Annotated in this window: 17 protein-coding genes and 2 tRNA genes; 12 read left to right on the forward strand and 7 right to left on the reverse strand. The window is 48.3% G+C overall.

Annotated features, from left to right (window positions below):
* Window positions 1-126 precede the first annotated feature (126 nt).
* From leuB to MUG84_RS16420, 5 genes are all read left to right on the forward strand, one after another.
* A complete protein-coding gene (leuB, locus tag MUG84_RS16400) occupies window positions 127-1206 on the forward strand; it encodes a 3-isopropylmalate dehydrogenase (protein ID WP_244726562.1) in 1080 nt (359 codons plus the stop codon).
* Between the two features lie 355 nt (window positions 1207-1561).
* Window positions 1562-2107: a peroxiredoxin gene (locus tag MUG84_RS16405; RefSeq protein ID WP_244726564.1), complete on the forward strand. Its 546-nt coding sequence runs from the start codon at window positions 1562-1564 to the stop codon at window positions 2105-2107.
* Between the two features lie 185 nt (window positions 2108-2292).
* Window positions 2293-2700 (forward strand): hypothetical protein, encoded by a 408-nt coding sequence (locus MUG84_RS16410; protein WP_244726566.1) that lies wholly within the window; start codon window positions 2293-2295, stop codon window positions 2698-2700.
* Window positions 2701-2953: 253 nt separating this feature from the next.
* Window positions 2954-4066 carry an ATP-binding protein gene (locus MUG84_RS16415; RefSeq protein WP_244726569.1) on the forward strand — a complete coding sequence of 371 codons (1113 nt, stop codon included), beginning with the start codon at window positions 2954-2956 and terminating at the stop codon, window positions 4064-4066.
* Between the two features lie 150 nt (window positions 4067-4216).
* Window positions 4217-5761 carry a leucyl aminopeptidase gene (locus MUG84_RS16420; RefSeq protein ID WP_244726571.1) on the forward strand — a complete coding sequence of 515 codons (1545 nt, stop codon included), beginning with the start codon at window positions 4217-4219 and terminating at the stop codon, window positions 5759-5761.
* A gap of 123 nt (window positions 5762-5884) precedes the next feature.
* Here the strand turns inward: MUG84_RS16420 and MUG84_RS16425 are convergent, their stop codons facing one another.
* From MUG84_RS16425 to MUG84_RS16435, 3 genes are read right to left on the reverse strand one after another with little or no spacing between them, the layout of a single operon-like run.
* Window positions 5885-6079, reverse strand: coding sequence for a FeoB-associated Cys-rich membrane protein (locus tag MUG84_RS16425; RefSeq protein WP_280521353.1), 195 nt, complete (start codon window positions 6077-6079; stop codon window positions 5885-5887).
* 39 nt (window positions 6080-6118) lie between these two features.
* Entirely contained in the window at window positions 6119-8128 is a 2010-nt protein-coding gene (feoB, locus tag MUG84_RS16430; protein ID WP_244726573.1) for a ferrous iron transport protein B, read from the reverse strand.
* On the reverse strand, window positions 8125-8364 hold the full coding sequence (locus MUG84_RS16435; protein WP_244726575.1) for a FeoA family protein: 240 nt from the start codon (window positions 8362-8364) through the stop codon (window positions 8125-8127). Before MUG84_RS16435 ends, feoB begins: the two co-directional genes overlap by 4 nt.
* A gap of 211 nt (window positions 8365-8575) precedes the next feature.
* On the opposite strand from MUG84_RS16435, the gene MUG84_RS16440 reads away from it, so the two are divergent.
* Window positions 8576-9535 (forward strand): aldolase catalytic domain-containing protein, encoded by a 960-nt coding sequence (locus MUG84_RS16440; RefSeq protein ID WP_244726577.1) that lies wholly within the window; start codon window positions 8576-8578, stop codon window positions 9533-9535.
* Window positions 9536-9630: 95 nt separating this feature from the next.
* Here the strand turns inward: MUG84_RS16440 and MUG84_RS16445 are convergent, their stop codons facing one another.
* Both MUG84_RS16445 and MUG84_RS16450 read right to left on the reverse strand, forming a co-directional pair.
* Window positions 9631-9882 carry an HD family phosphohydrolase gene (locus tag MUG84_RS16445; protein WP_244726579.1) on the reverse strand — a complete coding sequence of 84 codons (252 nt, stop codon included), beginning with the start codon at window positions 9880-9882 and terminating at the stop codon, window positions 9631-9633.
* Between the two features lie 14 nt (window positions 9883-9896).
* Complete coding sequence (locus MUG84_RS16450; protein WP_244726581.1) at window positions 9897-10220, reverse strand: YbjQ family protein; 324 nt, start codon at window positions 10218-10220, stop codon at window positions 9897-9899.
* Between the two features lie 206 nt (window positions 10221-10426).
* Here MUG84_RS16450 and MUG84_RS16455 point away from each other — a divergent pair, with 206 nt between their 5' ends.
* The 4 genes from MUG84_RS16455 (at window position 10427) to MUG84_RS16470 (ending at window position 13852) form a co-directional block, all read left to right on the forward strand.
* On the forward strand, window positions 10427-12529 hold the full coding sequence (locus tag MUG84_RS16455; protein ID WP_244726583.1) for a putative bifunctional diguanylate cyclase/phosphodiesterase: 2103 nt from the start codon (window positions 10427-10429) through the stop codon (window positions 12527-12529).
* A 112-nt stretch (window positions 12530-12641) separates the two neighbouring features.
* Window positions 12642-12715, forward strand: a tRNA-Pro gene (locus tag MUG84_RS16460).
* A 10-nt stretch (window positions 12716-12725) separates the two neighbouring features.
* Window positions 12726-12799, forward strand: a tRNA-Gly gene (locus tag MUG84_RS16465).
* Between the two features lie 591 nt (window positions 12800-13390).
* The gene (locus MUG84_RS16470) at window positions 13391-13852 is read left to right on the forward strand and encodes an exosporium protein C (RefSeq protein ID WP_244726585.1); all 462 of its coding nucleotides are present in this window, start codon (window positions 13391-13393) and stop codon (window positions 13850-13852) included.
* Between the two features lie 183 nt (window positions 13853-14035).
* Here MUG84_RS16470 and MUG84_RS16475 read toward each other — a convergent pair whose 3' ends face one another.
* The gene (locus tag MUG84_RS16475) at window positions 14036-15196 is read right to left on the reverse strand and encodes an ROK family transcriptional regulator (RefSeq protein ID WP_244726587.1); all 1161 of its coding nucleotides are present in this window, start codon (window positions 15194-15196) and stop codon (window positions 14036-14038) included.
* 181 nt (window positions 15197-15377) lie between these two features.
* Here MUG84_RS16475 and xylA point away from each other — a divergent pair, with 181 nt between their 5' ends.
* Both xylA and xylB read left to right on the forward strand, forming a co-directional pair.
* Window positions 15378-16694: a xylose isomerase gene (gene xylA, locus MUG84_RS16480; RefSeq protein WP_244726590.1), complete on the forward strand. Its 1317-nt coding sequence runs from the start codon at window positions 15378-15380 to the stop codon at window positions 16692-16694.
* A gap of 134 nt (window positions 16695-16828) precedes the next feature.
* Window positions 16829-18325 (forward strand): xylulokinase, encoded by a 1497-nt coding sequence (gene xylB / locus MUG84_RS16485; RefSeq protein WP_244726592.1) that lies wholly within the window; start codon window positions 16829-16831, stop codon window positions 18323-18325.
* A gap of 19 nt (window positions 18326-18344) precedes the next feature.
* Here xylB and MUG84_RS27330 read toward each other — a convergent pair whose 3' ends face one another.
* Window positions 18345-18470 (reverse strand): hypothetical protein, encoded by a 126-nt coding sequence (locus MUG84_RS27330; RefSeq protein WP_280521354.1) that lies wholly within the window; start codon window positions 18468-18470, stop codon window positions 18345-18347.
* Between the last annotated feature and the right edge of the window lie 533 nt (window positions 18471-19003).

Below are 19003 nucleotides of genomic sequence, written 5' to 3' on the forward strand. Positions count from 1 at the left end.
GTTTATAGGGAAAAACTATAAAGGTGATAGATTCTATATCTTGGTCAACTGCCTTGAGGATATGATACAACAATAGATAGATGATTTGATCAGTGAGAGAAGTAACCATAAGGAGTGACGGAAAACATGCCAGAAGTGAAGAAAATTGCCGTGATCAGCGGAGACGGAATAGGACCTGAAGTCGTAGCGGAAGCCGAGAGAGTGCTCAAGCGTACGGAAGAGCTGTTTGGATATTCATTCGAAACGGAACATGCTCTCTTCGGCGGTATTGCCATTGACGAGAAGGGTACTCCACTTCCGGAAGAGACGCTGTCCGTTTGTAAAAATGCCGATGCTGTGCTTCTGGGCGCTGTAGGCGGCCCGAAATGGGACAGCAATCCCAAGGAGCTGCGTCCGGAAACCGGGCTCCTGGGCATTCGCAAAGCACTTGGATTATTCTCAAATCTGCGTCCGGCCGTCGTATTTGATTGCCTGAAGGATGCTTCGACACTGAAACCGGAAGTGCTTGAAGGAACGGATTTGATGGTTGTTCGTGAATTAACCGGCGGGATTTACTTTGGAGACAAGTTCAGACGCCAAGGCGAGCATGGGGAAGAAGCGGTTGATACCTGCGTATACAACGTAGCTGAAGTAGAACGCATTGTGCGTCAGGCTTTCGAGATTGCCCAAAAGCGCCGTAAGAAGCTTGCTTCCGTCGACAAAGCCAACGTGCTTGAAACCTCCCGCTTGTGGCGTGAAGTGGTCATTTCGGTAGCAGCGGATTACCCGGATGTGGAGCTCGAGCATGTGCTCGTGGATAATTGCGCAATGCAGCTGCTGCGCCGCCCGGCAAGCTTCGATGTCATCGTAACGGAGAACATGTTCGGAGACATTCTGAGCGATGAAGCGGCGATGTTGACCGGATCGATCGGCATGCTGGCATCGGCTTCGATGGGCGAGGGAGCATTCGGATTATATGAGCCGGTACACGGCTCGGCGCCGGATATTGCCGGACAGAATCTGGCGAATCCGATCGCAACGATCCTGTCGCTTGCCATGATGCTTCGCTTGACATTCGGCTATGCGGATGCGGCGGATGCCATTGAGGCAGCTGTGGCCCAGGTTCTGAACGAGGGGCATCGCACCAGTGATATCGCCGTAGATAAGAGCAAAGCGGTTGGTACCCGTGAGATGGGTAATCTGATCGTAGCAGCGATCAAAAAGTAATACAGGTAGCTTATCTGACAAATACAAGCGGGTATCACTTCCTACAAAGTGATGCCCGCTTGTTGTATGTTTCGTTCATTAAGAGTACATACTTAATATCGGATTGCGTAAGAGCTGCCTATTTAATAGGAAGCTTTTGTTCACGAAATTGCTTTAATTATAATTATTATAAATAAATAACCGATATAATCTTGACTTTGAATTGGGCGAATGATACCATTTTATATGTAGATTCCAACGGGATCACGTATACTCTGAAACAAGAAAAACTTATGTTTTTCTTTCATATAGAATGGACTGAAGTGTTATGCGTTTCAGCTCATTCTATACATATCTTAAAGGAGGATTTATAAACATGGCAGAACGTTTAGTAGGTAAACAAGCTCCGGATTTTACAATGGAAACCGTATTGGGTAACGGTTCCGACTTCAGTAAAGCAAGCCTGTCCGACTACCGCGGCAAATGGCTCGTATTCTTCTTCTATCCACTCGACTTCACATTCGTGTGCCCGACTGAAATTACAGCGCTCAGCGAAGCTGCTGACCAATTCAAAGCACTCGACGCTGAAATCCTGGGCGTAAGCACGGACTCGATCCACAGCCACAAAGCTTGGATCAACACTCCAAGAGACGCGAATGGTCTTGGACAAATCAACTTCCCGCTGGCTTCGGATATTACCAGAACTGTTGCTAAAGACTACGGCATATACATCGAAGAAGAAGGCGTGGCACTGCGCGGCCTCTTCATCATCAACCCAGAAGGCGAGCTGAAATATCAAGTGGTTAACCACAACGATATCGGCCGCAGCGTTGAAGAAACGCTCCGCGTATTGCAAGCTTTGCAATCCGGCGGACTGTGCGCTATGAACTGGAAACCAGGCGACAAAAACCTGCTTGTGTAGCATTTAATATGGACAAGCCCCCTTTGCCAGGAGTAAGGATGCCCTCCTCACCTGCAACGGGGGCTTTTTATAACAGAGCCTGCAGAAATTTATTCGGAACCATCAATCCGAAAAAGGAATTGCCATAGAATAAAGCGAATACATTTATGAATAATACGGTGGAATCTAGAGGAGGGTGAACCGGCATGAGTTATTGCTGCGGAGCGAGTATGGTTGGAACCAAGGGAACATTAAAACATTATCGCACTCAGGTCCACAATGTTCCCCTGCTGTTCTGTCCCGTGTGCCACCGGGTTGAAGTTCATTATAAGGTAGAGAACGAATATGAAATTTTAGCTGAATATGCGCATGGTGACGGAGCTGGGGAGATCGACTTCCAGGATTATGTCGTGGAGGATGAAGAGGCCATTTTCGAGAATGTCGTCAATTGCGAAAAGGAGGATCCCAAGGACATCGTACAAAGCCAAATTGATATGGCGCTGGACTTGTTGACCATAGCCAAGCAAATGCAGGACGAGAAATGGGAGAGTGAATTAAAGAAAAGATTGGCTGTGATGAGCCAGCGACGGATACGCTTGCAGCATAGGGCATAATCACTATACCGAATGTTATGTTTAAAGAGATGAAATACCCAATATAGCAATGATATGAAAGCATCAGTACATGTGGATTCATGTATTTGGTGCTTTTGTTTTAGTTGTTTTGTTTATTGGTTAATTTAACCATATTTTTGTTTTTTCGACAGTTTCTCTGATTGTGTTTTGCTGCTACCTTGTCTATGATTAAACTATCATTTCTAATATCTGATGGAATGAGTCTTTCATTCTCTTGAAAAGGAGGAGTATCGTGATGGGCGATATCCAAGAGACGCTTTTACAGTCCCTTGAAGCTTTTCAATCCACGCAGCTGGTAAAGAACAAGTACGAAAATATTCTGGAGCACTTGGATAGCGGCGTTATGTTGTTTGACAGTGCAGGTGTACTAACTTTTATCAATGTCCAAATGGCAAGGCTGCTGGAAATTTCCCGTAAATCCTTAACAGGTTGTACGATCGTGCAAATTTTACACCATCCGCAGCTCAACCGGTTCAAGAGAAAGAAGATCCTCCGGATTTGCCGTGAAACGCTTATTCATCGTAAAAAATATCACGAACTGACAGACGAGTCCGGCAGACAGTGGTTGTTAACGGTTACAGATAGCGACCAAATGGATGGAGACTATTTATTTAGCGTTAAGGACGTGTCGGATTTTAAGCAAATTGAACAAACCGCTTACCGCAATGATAAGCTTGCCATGCTCGGTAAAATTTCTGCATCCATAGCCCATGAAATTCGCAACCCGCTCACTGCCATCCGCGGCTTCATACAACTACTGCGTCCCCATCTAATTCATCTTGGAAAAGACGAATATGCCCGTATCATTCTTACGGAAATCGACAGGGCTAATGATATCATATATGAGTTTTTGAATTCCTCGAAGCCTTCCGCGCCACAGACGACCATGATTCCGGTTTCTTCCTTATTGAAGGAAGTCGTGCTTCTGACTGAAAGCGAGGCGCTGATGAAAGGCTGCCAGGTGCTTCTGCATGATAATGTAACGCCTCTGCATATCTCTGTGGATGTGAAGCAAATCAAGCAAGTGATTTTAAACATGATTAAAAATGCGCTGGATGCAATTGATCACATAACCGGAGAAAATGGCGGACTGATTGAGATAAAGACACATCGCGACAACAAGAACGTACATATTTGCATTTCGGACAACGGTAAGGGAATGGATCATAATACGCTTTCCCATCTGTTTGATCCGTTCTTTACAACCAAGGAGAGCGGGACAGGCCTGGGGCTGTCTGTCAGTTACCGGATTATTAAGAACCATATGGGTTATATCGCTGTGAACAGCACGGTGGGCAAAGGGACGGAATTCGTGATTTCCCTACCGGTTGTGGAAGCCGTATAGGATGCAGAAGGGAAAGCTTGTTCCTCAAGGTTATGGGGAGCAGGCTTTTTCTTTGCAAAAGATGCTGTTTTTGGAGTTGCTTTGGACAAACGTGGAATAATATATATGATTAAACGTCCGAAAACTTCAAGACAAAAAGGAAGATGACCCATGAAAGGACAATCCGGTTCCGGATCTATACAGGTTTCAATTGATTGGGAAGAAAAACTCGACGTGGCGCAGTATGATGTTGACGCGTTTATCGTATTAGTATCACCCCAGGGCATTCAGGAGGGGAGCATGCGTCAGATCTGGACCTCGCTGCTTCTGCCGCTGATGGAAAGCCACTTGTTTCAGGCTGCGCCCTTTCAGACATATGCCGTTCCGCTACAAGGCCGGGGAGAGTACCGGACGGTGATCTTCGTAGGAGCTGGGGAGCGTCCTCTGACATCGGAGGAACTTAGGATTGCCTCTGCACAGGCAGCCAGAATGGCGCTAAAAATGAGAGCCACAAAGCTCGCTTGGGAGCTTAGCTCTCCACTGGTCACTTTCACAGTCGAGCAAAATGCGAGGGTTGCCGCTCAGGCATTGACGGAGGGAATGATTTTAGGTTCTTACCGTCACAAGCAGTACAAGATGAACAATTCCGCCTACAAGGGCGTGGAGCAGATAACATTTCTGCGAAAAGGCAAGGTTTTGGCTGCTGAATTATCAGACTGGAAGGAAGGCATCACACGTGGACGGGCGTTTGCCGAATCCACTTGTATAGCCAGAGATTTAACCAATTTGCCTGGAAATTTTCTGGTGCCGGATGATTTGGCCAGAGCCGCGGTAAAGGTGGCTGATAAACATGGACTCGCGTCAACGGTTCTGGATGAAAAGCAGCTCGCGGCGCTGGGAATGGGCGGACTGATCGCTGTCGGACAGGGAAGTGTACATCCACCACGTATGATTATGATCAAGTACCAAGGCAAAGACGAGTGGGAAGACGTCATCGGGCTTGTCGGCAAAGGTATCACTTTTGATACGGGAGGTATCTCACTCAAGAGACGGCTTGGCATGGAGGAGATGATCAGCGATATGGGGGGAGCTGCGGCTGTTCTTGGAGTCATGAATGCGCTGGGAACGCTCCGTCCTGCCGTGAATGTCGTGATGGTCATCCCTACGGCAGAGAATATGCCAGGAGGCAATGCCTTTAAGCCAGGGGATATTATCAAAAGCCTCAGCGGGAGAACCATTGAGGTTCTGAACACCGACGCGGAAGGCCGAGTGGTACTTGCGGACGGAATGACTTATGCGAGGGAGCAAGGGGCTGACAAACTCATTGATGTCGCAACGCTCACGGGAGCAGTACTGTCGGCTCTGGGAGACGTAGCCACTGGAGCTGTAACCAATGACGACACGATGCTCGAGGAGTTCATTCTGGCCTCCAAACGCACCGGAGAGAAGGTATGGCCGCTTCCTGCATACAAGGAGTTCTGGGATATGCTGAAAAGCGATGTGGCTGATCTCAGCAACAGTACGGGCTCTAGGGGTGCTGCGATTACAGCCGGTTTGTTTATCGGAACCTTTGCGGAAGGGCTGCCCTGGATTCATCTTGACATTGCAGGGACGGCTTTTTTGAACAAAGAGCGGGGCGTCAATCCGAAAGGGGCAACAGGGGTGATGGTCCGTACCCTGACCGAATGGATTCTTGCGCAGGAAGCACCGGGATAACAGCAAAAAAGCAGATCCCTGGTTTCGTATGAACCCTGGGAACTGCTTTTGGTATGTCTGTCTTCTGTGAAACTACATCTAAATGCGGTCTGTCTTCTGTGAAAGTACGTCGATAGACGTTTTTTATGGCTGAACCTTGGAACTGCCACTTGTAGTCTTGACGCGGTGTATGGCTGTTTCCGCTGTGGAGCAGGCGGACTGACAGGATTTATTTAGGGAGCAGGAGGCACAGGCACCTTTTTTGCTCTTTTTCACATAACGGAAAAGCGTCCATGCAGCATAGGCAAAAATAACGCCGATAATCAGAAAATCTATCAAGGAAATGCACCTCGTTTCGTATAGTAGGGTGGCTTTCACTTATGAGAAGCCCAGCAAGCGTCCACCCTGATAGATAATCAGGGAAATGAGATAAGCGAGAATCAAGGCGTAACCGATGGAAAATACCGTCCACCGCCAGGAGGAGGTTTCCTTGCGGATTACACCCACCGTAGCCAGGCAAGGCGTATACAGCAGGACAAATGCCATAAAGCTGTATGCCTGCAGCGGTGTGAAGCTGAGCGCAATCTGTCCTTGCAGGCCCTCCATGTTAGGAACGTGATAGATGATGTTCATGGTCGATACAACGATTTCCTTGGCCAGAAATCCGGTCAGCAGTGATGCGCCCGCCTGCCAGGTTCCAAAGCCCAGCGGTGCCAGCAGAGTAGCCAACAAACCGCCAATTTTGGCTAAAAAGCTATCGTCCATCTCAACGCCGAATCCCCCCGGTCCGGTGTAAGAAAGAAACCAGATCAACACCGAGCCGCCCAGAATGAGCGTACCGGCTTTTCGCAGGAAGCCTTTACCCTTCTCCCAGGTTCCCCGCATCAGGCTGCGTCCCTGCGGCAGACGATAAGGAGGGAGCTCCACGATAAACACATTGGCTTCATTCTTCAGCAGGTAGGACGAGAATAACTTGCAGAGCAGCAGCGCCATCGCAATGCCCAGCACATACATGGACAGGACGACAAGCGCCTGATGGCTCTGGAAGAAAACGCCCGCGAACAGCGCATATACAGGCAGTCTTGCCGAGCAGGACATGAGCGGAATAAGCAGCGTTGTCAGCAGCCGGTCTTTTGGCTGTTCGATGCTGCGTGCTGACATGACGGCAGGAACATTACAGCCGAATCCGATAATAAAAGGAATGAACGCTTTTCCGTTCAAGCCCACGGCTTCCATGAGACTGTCCATCAAGAGGCTGACACGGGCCATATACCCCGAATCCTCAACAAAGGAAATAATGAAAAATAGTACAAAGATTTGCGGAATAAAAACGAGTACTCCGCCGACACCAGCCACGATACCGTCGACAATCAAAGCATGGGTGAAGGATGAAGCTCCCACCGCATCCAGCGCATTATTGATTCCATCGCTAACCGGTCCTGATATAAAGCCGTCCAGCAAATCCGAAAGAGGATTGCCGATCCAGTCGAAAGTCACTTTAAAGAGCAAGAACATAAATACGAGAAAAATCGGTATGCCAAGATATCGATGGGTCAAAATCGCATCAAGCCGTTCCGTCAGATTGTGAGGCTTTTGAGTGGAACGGTCGAGGACTGTATGACACAGCTTTTCAATAAATCCGGCACGGACGGAACGTATCCATTCCGGCAGGGAGGATATGTATCCTGCCTGCAGTAGCTTAGCTTCACATCTGTTGCTAATTGCATCCACTTCAGCCATATCTATTTGAGAGGACAAGGCCTGAAGGATGACCGGATTTTGCGCAAGCAGTTGAAGCGCTACCCAGCGGTGATTCGGCAAGTTTGGAATGGATGTGAGCATTTTTTCGATGTCGGTAATGGCCTCTTCTGCCGCCCCGTAGTCCAGTGTCAGCACCGGCGAGTCTACGGCCCCAAAATCCTTCAAAGTGCTGAGTATCTCCGAGCTGCCCTTGCCTGTACGAGCGATGAGCGGGATGACGGGAACGCCGAGCTGCTCCTGCAGCTTCTGGATATCGACATGTATGCCTCGTGATTTAGCGACGTCCATCATGTTCAGCCCGAGTATGATCGGCCGCCCATATTCCAGCAGCTGAATGCTTAGGGCCAAATTTCGTTCGAGCTGGGAGGCATCGACGATGTTAATCAGAGCTGAAGGAGTTTCCTCTATTAAATACTGCGTAGCGACACGCTCGTCTTTGGAGAGTGGATGCAGGGAATAAATACCCGGCAGATCGACCAGCTGGCCGCCGCCCTCCTTTAAGTCTCCGATCTTTTTTTCCACCGTGACTCCGGCCCAATTGCCGACATATTCATAGGAAGTAGTCAATGTATTAAAAAGTGATGTTTTGCCGGTATTGGGATTGCCCACCAGAGCGAAGGAACTCAACAGACGGACACCTCAATTCCTCTGGCCTCTTTCACACGGATTCCGAGCAACTGGCCATTACATTCTAAGGTGACAGGCCCGCCAAATGGACCACGCTGCTTCATTGAAACAACAGAGCCCTCATGTACGCCCAAATCATACAAGCGGCGGCGAAGTATTGGATTCATATCATGGATTGCGTATATAGATCCCGTTGCACCGGGCTGTAAGCTCAATAACGGAGTTGATTGGTTCATAATCGTATTCCTCCAAAAGAGAGTGATAATCAATCTCAATGCGTTTATATGTAATATAGCACGTGGGCTCGGAAGCTTCAATACATATCATTCTTCGAATGTGTTTATATTTTGAATTTGTTCACAAAAGGATGAATAAATGCATCTTTACTTTAGCACTGTGAATCAAGTATGATGTAATAATAAATTTTAATACGGAAGGAGAATTTTTTTGAAGACAAATCCCTGCAAGATTGTAGATTGTACAATTCGTGACGGTGGACTGGTGAACAACTGGGATTTCAGCGTGGAATTTGTACAAAACCTATATGCCGGACTGAATGAGGCTGGCGTTGATTATATGGAAATTGGCTACAAAAATTCTCCGAAGCTGCTCAAGGGAGCTGATCAGGCGGGGCCATGGCGTTTTCTGAATGATGATTTCCTGCGTGAGGTTATTCCCCAGAAAGGTAAAACCAAATTATCCGCTTTGGTGGATATCGGACGTGTGGACGTTGATGATATTTTGCCGCGTACGGAGAGCATGCTCGATCTGATCCGCGTTGCCTGCTACATTAAAGATGTGGACAAAGGGCTTGAACTGATTCAAACGTTCCATGACCGTGGCTACGAGACCACTCTGAATATTATGGCTTTGTCCAATGTCATGGATAATGAGCTGATTGAGGCTTTTGAAATGATCAAGGACAGCGTAGTCGATGTTGTTTACATCGTGGATTCCTACGGAAGCCTGGATCACAAGGATGTGGAGTATCTAGTCGAGAAGTTTAAGAAGTATCTGCCAAATAAACGTCTGGGTGTACATACGCACAACAATATGCAGCTCGCCTTCTCCAATACGCTGACAGCAGCTGAGCATGGGGTGGAACTGCTGGATGCTTCCGTGTATGGTATGGGACGTGCTGCAGGCAACTGCCCGACCGAGCTCCTGGTAACACATCTGAAAAATACGCATTACAACCTGCGTCCGGTTCTGGATATTATTGAGCGTTATATGATTCCGCTTCGTGAAAAGGAAGAGTGGGGCTACCTGATTCCTTATATGATTACAGGCACGCTGGATGAGCATCCGCGTTCAGCTATGGCTCAGCGTGCATCGAAAGATAAAGATAAATATGTGGATTTTTTCGATAAGCTGACAACACCGGAAGTTAATTTCAACAATAAATAAACAGAGGGAATGTGACCTTCTCGAAGTTATACTTATATCTTGAAAAAAGCTTGACCGCATGAATGCGGCCAAGCTTTTTCTTCTAGAAATAGGAACTATTCGATTCGAACGTATTCCCGTTCCCCTGTATCCTTATTATAGTACACCTGGTACTTGAGACCGTCCCGAGGGTCCACGAATATTTCGGAAGTGGGTGTAAACCTCCCGCTCAAGAGATCTCTGTGGCTTGCTTCCTCATCTTTGCGACGGTATCGGCGGTCGAAGTAGCGCCAGCTGAGCCAAAGAAGAAGCAAAAATGCAATAAGCTCTAATGCATAAATCAAGACGACAGTCACAATCGCTCCCATGTGAACGTACCCGCCTAACCGATAGGTCTTGTTCTGACAACGGTTCCGTATGCAACGATCTCGCTCATGTTGTTGCCGATATCGCCGCTGTCGAAGCGCATCATCACAATGGCATCTCCGCCCATAGCATGTGCATTTTGCACCATACGGTCCATCGCCTGCCGGCGGGCATCCTCGATCATCTGCGTGTACTGCTTGACTTCACCGCCGACGAGTCCTTTTAAAGAAGCCATAATGTCTCCGCCGATTCCCCGTGCCCGGACAACCACACCAAATGTCGTTCCCAGTACTTCAACTACTTCTTGATTATGTATGTTTTCAGTTGTTGTTACGATCATCTATATTCACCCCTTTAGCATGATACCATATTTTACGGTTAAATCTAAAAAATGATTCAAATATTTCTTCATCATACCATCTGTCGAAGGCTGGCGTGTCCGTAAAATTATTGTCTGATCCTAGCAGGAAAAAGTGCGGAAACGTGGAATTATTTAGCATGAAACCATCTTCATATTTTAGGATAACCCGGGGGTCAGATGGCTTTATGCACACAAGAGTTGAGGAGAAACGAACGATCAAAGCAGCCCTATGGGGAATAATATTATTTACAGCAGTACAATTGGTAGAAAACGTTTTTAAGCTTCAAGTAATGGATAAAGATACATTTAGGACAGTGTATATTCTTCTTTGCAACTGCTGTGTGGCAGCAAGCTTTGCGATCTTTTCACAGGGCTGGCTTTTGTTTTCGCACAAGCTTTCACGTTACAGGCTGTATACGGCAGCATTGTTTTTATGCATCGCTGTGTTTGATCTGCTGCAGACCATGAGCCTGATGGGAGTTACTCTTTTTGGGTATTCAATGACCGAGAATGATACCTTATGGCTGCTCGTAGTATCGAAGCTGTTCTTTGCAGCCGGAATTTTAATCATTTACAGCTTGAAGGATTCGATGGTCTCACTTACATATAAAACCATGGTTTTCACAGTGACTATCATGTTCCTGCTATTGTGCATCGCAGTGTATGCTGTCTGGCAGCCTGTTTTACCTATACTCATAAGCCATGGAAGCTTAAATGTTCTCATGAAGCTGATTAGCCTGGGGTTTGCGGTCGTTTGTCTGAGCGGCATGGCCTCCATTGTATACCACGGACGGAAGGAAAGAGCCCCGTCGTTGTTCATTATTATTCGTGCCTTGATTTATATTGCTATTGGTCAAGGATTAATCATAAGTTCCGATCATACATACGATATTAATTATTTGCTGGGAGCCCTATGCGGCAGTGTGTCATATTATGTGATGCTCAAGGGTGTTTACCGGTTGACCATTGAGGATCCTTTCCGTGAGCAGCAGCGCATCGAGGCCAAGATGAACTATTTGGCATTTCATGATGATCTGACAGGGCTGCCGAACAAACGCCGATTGACTGAGCGTCTGGGCAAGCTGATGCAGGGGCAGGAGAACGGCAAGTCAGGGATCGTTGTATTTAATATTAATCGCTTCAAAAATATTAATGATTCACTGGGTCATCAGGCGGGAGATCGGATGCTGCAGCTGGTGGGAGACCGGTTAAAGCGCAATTCACTTCCGAAGGAAGAGGTTTTCGGCATGGGAGGGGATAAGTTTGCTCTCATTATTCCTGCTCTTGTCAGTGAGGAGTCTACCTTGAACCGGATCAGGGATTTGCTGACACTGTTCGAAAAGCCCATTACCATTGATGATTGTGACTATCATATTTCGCTGTGCGCTGGCATGGCGGTGTATCCTGAGGACGGAGATACGGCAGAGCAGTTGATTCAACATGCGGATACTGCAGTCCATCATGCGAAGGATTACGGTATAGACGTACGCCATTTTGTGCCTTCCATGCAGCGGAAAGCAAAGGAAAGATTTAAGCTGGAGAATGATCTGCGCAAGGCGTTGGAACGAGGCGAATTTTACCTGGAGTATCAGCCGCTGGTTCATCTGGAAACGACAGAAATCGTTGGGATGGAGGCATTACTCCGGTGGAAGCACCCCAAACGCGGCAATGTTTCTCCGCTGGAATTCATTCCACTGGCGGAGGAGAGCGGCTTGATTGTGCCACTCGGTGAGTGGGTGATACGCACAGCCTGCCGGCAGAATAAACAATGGCAGAAGTCGGGGTATAAGCCGATATGTGTTTCCATCAACCTGTCCATGCGTCAATTCCTTCAGCCGCAGCTGGCAGATCAGATTGGTCAAATTCTGCAAGAAATTGGCCTCGAGCCGAAGTATGTTGAGCTTGAAATTACGGAAAGCATGACGTTTGATAAAGAAAGGGCATTCGATCAGCTGCGCCGACTTAAAGAGCTTGGGGTTTTCATTAGCATTGATGACTTTGGTACAGGCTACAGCTCCCTGCACTACCTTAAGAACATGCCGATCGACAGGCTCAAGATTGACCGTTCGTTCGTGCATGAGGTCATGAGTGATCACAACGATGCCGCCATCGTATCCACAATCACTTCTATGGCCCATCACCTTCAACTGAAAGTGACAGCTGAAGGGGTGGAGAACGAGGAACAGCTTCATTTTTTAAGAGAGCAGCGCTGTCATGAGGGCCAAGGTTACTATTTCAGCAAGCCTGTTCTGCCGAAAGAATTTGAGAAGATATTTCTACTACATTAGTGATGAAAGGGATGTCCAGGCTGAAACACCAAGCTGAAAAAACAGTTGCAAATCCCGCTTATTCATGATATATTATTTCTTGTCTTCACTACCATGAAGACGTGAGTAAGAACGGGACGTAGCTCAGCTTGGTAGAGCACCTGGTTTGGGACCAGGGGGTCGCATGTTCAAATCGTGTCGTCCCGATTTTCATATTGCGGGTGTAGTTCAATGGTAGAACTTCAGCCTTCCAAGCTGATAGCGTGGGTTCGATTCCCATCACCCGCTCCATACATAAAACATAACGCCGATAAGGCGTTTTTTTGTTGGGCGGAAGTGTGGGAAGAGAACCCACGCGCGTGGGTGCGACCGTCCGAGCCCGCTTCGTGGATTAATCCTTCCGAGGACGCGCGTCAACATCTACCTCTATTTGTGAGCCGAAGGCTCGCATTTCAATCGAGATGTTGAGTATTCCCATCACCCGCTCCATACATAAAACATAACGCCGATAAGGCGTTTTTTTGTTGGGCGGAAGTGTGGGAAGAGAACCCACGTGCGTGGGTGCGACCGTCCGAGCTCGCTTCGTGGATTAATCCTTCCGAGGACGCGCGTCAACATCTACCTCTACTCGCGAGCCGAAGGCTCGCATTTCAATCGAGATGTTGAGTATTCCCATCACCCGCTCCATACATAAAACATAACGCCGATAAGGCGTTTTTTTGTTGGGCGGAAGTGTGGGAAGAGAACCCACGCGCGTGGGTGCGACCGTCGGTCGTATACCGAACGGTACGTAAGGTGGTTGAGTGCTATGGGGGTTAGCCGCCCAAACATTCTCTTTACCCCATACATATCTTGAAGTATCAAAAAAGAGGAGCTGATATTTTGGCGCGTATCCTTGATAAAGCGGCCGTCCAGTCCCTTAGTAGCTTCAATCCGGCCAAATCGTTTACTATTCGACGTTCTCCACAAAAATCTGGCATAGCATCCATCCCAATACGGATTCCAGTGAATTCTCAACCGAATCGGGTAGATTTAGTGGCATCTGTTGGTGTCAGAGGAGTAAAAGGAATTGGGCAAATTCGCTTTAGAGTCTTCCGCGGTGGAACAGAAATTTTCAACACACAGCAAGGTATCGAATCTAGTGGTTCTGAGCAAAATTATGTAGTTACCTTCCAAGCTGAAGATTTTAATGTAAAAGCAGGTACTCATGCTTATACAGTCACAGCCGAAAACCTTGCTGCAAATACAAGAGTAGATGTTGTAGGCCCCATAACGTTTAGTGGCTTAGCTGTTAAAGTCAGACCTCTAAACCTAAAGAAAAAAAGGCTTACTAAACATTCTTGAGGTAATTGGTTCTCGTACAGCTGAATGGTGGTCGGCAGCGCCTTTGTCCGAAATGTGAGCCAGCAGCTGTTATTATCACTGCGCGTAACTTTACACCCCATATGAAGATAAGCAGCGACCGTTCGCGCATCGAAAAAAGGCCGATGGATTATAACGAATCCATCGGCCTTTTTTCATCTTGCGTTATACCATCACTCGTGTATGACCCAGAAAATGCATGGCTGCCGAAAAGCCGGCACCAATCATGGTTGCGCGGCTGCCCAGCGTGGAAAATGCGATTTCGAGCTGCTGCTTGTGATAGGGCAGCGTCCGCCTAGCGACCACTTGCTGCATCTGTTCCTCAAGCCATGTTCTGGCTTCGGAAAGCGGTCCTCCGATGACGATCAGCTCAGGGTTGAAGCCGTTAATTAAATTCGTGAGTCCAATGCCGAGATAGGTGCCCATAACTGCAAATTGCTGCCTTGCAGCGGCATTGCCTTCGGCAGCGAAGCGGATGAGCTCTGGCGTTTGATAGGCAGGCAGCTCTACAGCGGCCAGATCGTATGCCTTCTCAGAAGCGTACAGCTCCCAGCAGCCCCGGCTGCCGCAGCTGCAGGGCGTACCTTCCGCTTCGATGCACATATGTCCGGTCTCACCGGCGTATCCCCGTGAACCCTTATAGAGCTCCCCGCCGATGATAATGCCAGAGCCAATCCCTGACCCTGCACTGACATACAGAAGATGCCGGACATCTTCGCCCCGCCCGAAATTCAGCTCGCCGAGAGCGCCGCTGTTGGCTTCGTTGTCGATAATAACGGGAATCGAAAAGCTCTCCTCGAGCAGCTTTCGAAGCTCCACCTTTTCCCAGGCTAGGTTGGGTGCAAACAGCACAACTCCATCCTCATCGACCATGCCGGGAACCCCGACACCGATGCCAACAACCCCGTAATGTGTCGGTGGCGCCTTGGCAATCAAACCGGATATCATCGTCTTCATGTTCTCAAGTACGTAAGGAAGATCATGCTGTTGAAGAGGCGCTTCGGCTTCATGCAGGACCTTTCCATTCAAATCACATAACACCGCGGTTAGCTGTTTGACGCGAAGCTCCATGCCAATGACACAGCCGGCCATCGCATGGAAGTGCAGGATGAGAGGCTTGCGCCCACCGCTGGATTCACCGGTTCCAACTTCTAGCACAAGCTGTTCCTCTTGAAGCTCGGCAACCAGATTGGATACGGTTGCTTTATTTAAACCTGTCATTTCGGATATTCTGGCACGGGATAGTTCGGGATGCTTGCGAATGGTATGCAGGATTAAAGACTTGTTAATTTTTTTGACGAGTGCCTGGTCTCCGGTGACTTTCACGTACAACACATCCTTCAGGAACGTTTCGGATTTTACATATGCCCCCTAGTCTAGTGTCTTCTTCCGAAAATTGCAATATAGAAAAAAACTTTGTTTAACCAATATACAAAGTCGAAACATTGTGTTAGGATGTTGTTGTAAACGTTTGCGTTCAAGGAACTTTTTAAGGAGGAGCATACACATGGCATATTTTGAAAACGTCGGCAAAATCAATTACGAGGGAAGCCGCTCAACCAACCCATTTGCATTCAAACACTATAACCCGGAGGAAAAGGTAGCCGGTAAAACGATGGAAGAGTATCTGCGCTTTGCAATGGCTTATTGGCACACATTGACTGCAGGCGGCACCGATCCTTTCGGAACGGAAACGGCTGTACGCGGCTGGGATCATCTCAGCGGCATGGACAAAGCGAAAGCGCGTGTAGAAGCTGCATTTGAATTTATGGATAAAATGAATCTGCAGTATTTCTGCTTCCATGATGTCGATATCGCGCCAGAAGGTAGCAGTCTGAAGGAATTCTACAGCAATATCGATACCATTGTGGATTTGATTGAGCAGGGCATGAAGTCTTCGGGCAAAAAGCTGCTGTGGAATACAGCGAACATGTTCACGAATCCGCGATATATGCATGGTGCCGGTTCGACCTGCAATGCCGATGTGTATGCGCATGCCGCGGCACAAATCAAGAAAGGCCTTGAAGTCGGCAAACGGCTTGGTGCGGAAAACTATGTGTTCTGGGGCGGCCGCGAGGGATATGAAACGCTCCTGAATACCGATTTGAAACTGGAAATGGACAATATGGCGCGTCTGTTCTCCATGGCGGTGGATTATGCGAAGGAAATCGGCTTTGACGCCCAGTTCCTGATCGAGCCGAAACCGAAAGAGCCAACGAAACACCAATATGATTTTGATGCGGCTACGACCATCTCGTTCCTGCAAAAATACAATCTGGACCAGCATTTCAAGCTGAACCTGGAAGCTAACCATGCGACCTTGGCAGGCCATACCTTCGAGCACGAGCTGCGTGTAGCCCGTATTAACGGTATGCTCGGCTCCCTGGATGCGAACCAAGGGGATATGCTGCTCGGCTGGGATACGGACGAATTCCCGGTGAACATCTATGATGCAACCCTGACGCTCTATGAAGTACTGAAAAACGACGGTCTTGGCAAAGGCGGAATCAACTTCGACGCGAAAGTTCGCCGTCAATCCTTCGAGCCGGAAGATCTGTTCCACGCTCACATTGCCGGAATGGATACGTACGCCAAAGGACTGAAGGTAGCTGCCAAACTGATTGAAGACCGCGTATTCGACGACTTTGTTGAGAAGCGTTACAGCAGCTTTAATGAAGGCATCGGCGCCGAGATCGTATCTGGCAAAGCGACGCTTGCGTCCCTGGCTGAATATGCATTGAACAATGAACAGCCTCGCAAAAATGAGTCCGGACGCCAGGAAATGCTGAAGGCTCTCTTGAACCAATACATTTTGGCTGAATAAACCATTAAACGAAAAAAGCATGCAGCGGAGGTTGCTTGAAGACAGCGTTCTTCGGGCAGCCTTTGCTTGTTCCTAGCGGATCTTTATAAGTCGAACTGTATATCACAAGATTATGAGTTTAAGGGAGGCAGACTATGAAATATGTAATCGGAATTGATCTCGGAACCAGTGCGGTAAAATCAGTGCTGGTTTCCGCTGAAGGAAGTGTTGTTTGTGAGCATTCCGAGAGTTATCCACTTCACAACCCTAAGCCGGGCTGGAGCGAACAGAATCCTGAAGACTGGGCAGAGCGTACCATTGCGAGTCTGCGCAAGCTGATGGAGAAATCCGCGGTAGATCCGTCGGAAGTGGAGGGTTTAAGCTTCTCTGGTCAAATGCATGGACTCGTACTCGTTAGCGCCGAGGGGAAGGTTCTGCGTCCGGCTATTTTGTGGAATGACACCAGGACGACGCTGCAGTGCCGTAGGATTGAAAAGACCATGGGCAGCAAGCTGCTCGATATCGCGCGGAACCGAGCACTGGAAGGATTTACGCTTCCGAAACTGCTGTGGGTACAAGAGCATGAACCTGAAATTTTGTCACAGGCCGACGTGTTCTTGCTGCCAAAGGACTATGTGAGATACCGCTTGACGGGCAGCTTTGCGATGGATTATTCGGATGCGGCCGGCACCTTGCTGCTCGATGTTGCGGGCAAAGCCTGGAGTCCCGAAATTGCTGAAGCCTTTGATCTCCCGTTGTCCCTCTGTCCGAAGCTGGTGGAGTCCTCTGAACTGACAGGTACGCTGCTGCCAGACGTAGCTGAGGCTGCTGGACTACTGGCATCGACCAAGGTATTTGCAGGCGGAGCGGATAATGCATGTGGCGCAATCGGAGCCGGAATCCTGGGAGAAGGCAAAACGATGTGCAGCATCGGCACTTCTGGTGTTGTGCTCTCCTACGAAAGCCGCAAGGATATCAATCCACAGGGGAAAATGCATTTCTTTAATCATGGGGAAGAGGATGCCTTTTATGTCATGGGCGTAACGCTGGCAGCGGGGCACAGCCTCTCCTGGTTTAAGGATACTTTCGCCAAGGATTTGAGCTTTGACAGTCTGCTTGCAGGCATTGAAAAGGTTCCGGCTGGCAGCGGCGGCTTGCTGTTTACGCCTTATATCTCGGGCGAACGCACTCCTCATCCGGATGCCGATATCCGTGGTAGCTTCATCGGAATGGATTCGGGCCACACCCTGAAGCATTTTGCACGATCGGTGATGGAGGGGATTACCTTTTCGCTGCTCGAGTCTATCGATATCATCCGTCAGTCCGGCAAGGAAATTACAGAGGTGACGGCTATTGGCGGTGGTGCCCAGAATGAAACCTGGCTGCAAATGCAGGCGGATATTTTGGGCGCCAATATCGTCAAGCTAGAAAGCGAGCAGGGACCTGCGATGGGAGCTGCAATGCTGGCAGCTTACGGCTGTGGTTGGTTCACTTCTCTCGCGGAGTGCGCTGAGCGGTTCATCCGTCCAGCCAAGACCTATGTTCCTGATAAGGATCAGGTAGAGACATATTCTGGCCTGTTCAGCATTTACCAGGATGTATATGGGCAAACCCAAGGTTTGAACGAAAGACTTGCGGCTTACCGCAAATAGGATACAAAGCTCGAGAGATCTAAAGTGACAATGTCGGTGAGGTTGCACTTTTCTGGCTATAAGCCGCCGGAAGCATTTTGACGCTAATTAGACGAATAAAGACCATTCCTGCTTGTTCAGGGATGGTCTTTTGCTCGTTCATCATTTACCACCTCATAATTATTTTGTAATAAGTACAGAATAGCAGTGGAGTGACGGCTCGAATCCTTCCTGATACTGATTTTCTTACGGCTTTATACATCCGGAGATGTACGCTGGCCTTTATTCGGGCTTTCCATCTGGTGGAAAATTTGTTAAAATGGCATCAAGCATTACATCCTAATGAAAAAGAGGTAACCACACATCCAATGGATACACATGACTGTTCTCTCTAATCTGCACTCCAACATCACAATGTTGTAATCAGGCAGTCTCTGCGCCAAGCGTAGGGAAGAGGAATAGGATTGCTATGTCTATTTTGGGGGACTCGTGGGCCTTGATCATGGATGCGGAAATGCTTTTTTTCTGCGTTTTTTTCAAGTGTTTGTTAGCGGAAGTAGTCTTGAGCTTTGGCGTTCAAGGCAGCAGATTCCGCCTGTCCTTATTTCATCATAGGCATCATCTCATTTCGAACCCCTACCGTAGGCCGTCTGCCTGCGGTTTTTTTAGATATAAGGAAGTATAAACTTCGAAGAGATC

The organism is Paenibacillus mangrovi, from assembly GCF_022898935.1.
Classification (GTDB): Bacteria; Bacillota; Bacilli; order Paenibacillales; family Paenibacillaceae; genus Paenibacillus_AQ; species Paenibacillus_AQ mangrovi.

Bases quoted from the DNA above. Each gene is read 5' to 3' on its own strand.
- leuB (WP_244726562.1), top strand. From the start codon at position 127: ATGCCAGAAGTGAAGAAAATTGCCGTGATCAGCGGAGACGGAATAGGA.
- MUG84_RS16405 (WP_244726564.1), top strand. From the start codon at position 1,562: ATGGCAGAACGTTTAGTAGGTAAACAAGCTCCGGATTTTACAATGGAA.
- MUG84_RS16410 (WP_244726566.1), top strand. From the start codon at position 2,293: ATGAGTTATTGCTGCGGAGCGAGTATGGTTGGAACCAAGGGAACATTA.
- MUG84_RS16420 (WP_244726571.1), top strand. From the start codon at position 4,217: ATGAAAGGACAATCCGGTTCCGGATCTATACAGGTTTCAATTGATTGG.
- MUG84_RS16435 (WP_244726575.1), bottom strand. From the start codon at position 8,364: ATGAACCAATCAACTCCGTTATTGAGCTTACAGCCCGGTGCAACGGGA.
- MUG84_RS16445 (WP_244726579.1), bottom strand. From the start codon at position 9,882: ATGGGAGCGATTGTGACTGTCGTCTTGATTTATGCATTAGAGCTTATT.
- MUG84_RS16450 (WP_244726581.1), bottom strand. From the start codon at position 10,220: ATGATCGTAACAACAACTGAAAACATACATAATCAAGAAGTAGTTGAA.
- MUG84_RS16455 (WP_244726583.1), top strand. From the start codon at position 10,427: ATGCACACAAGAGTTGAGGAGAAACGAACGATCAAAGCAGCCCTATGG.
- xylA (WP_244726590.1), top strand. From the start codon at position 15,378: ATGGCATATTTTGAAAACGTCGGCAAAATCAATTACGAGGGAAGCCGC.
- xylB (WP_244726592.1), top strand. From the start codon at position 16,829: ATGAAATATGTAATCGGAATTGATCTCGGAACCAGTGCGGTAAAATCA.
- MUG84_RS27330 (WP_280521354.1), bottom strand. From the start codon at position 18,470: ATGATGAACGAGCAAAAGACCATCCCTGAACAAGCAGGAATGGTCTTT.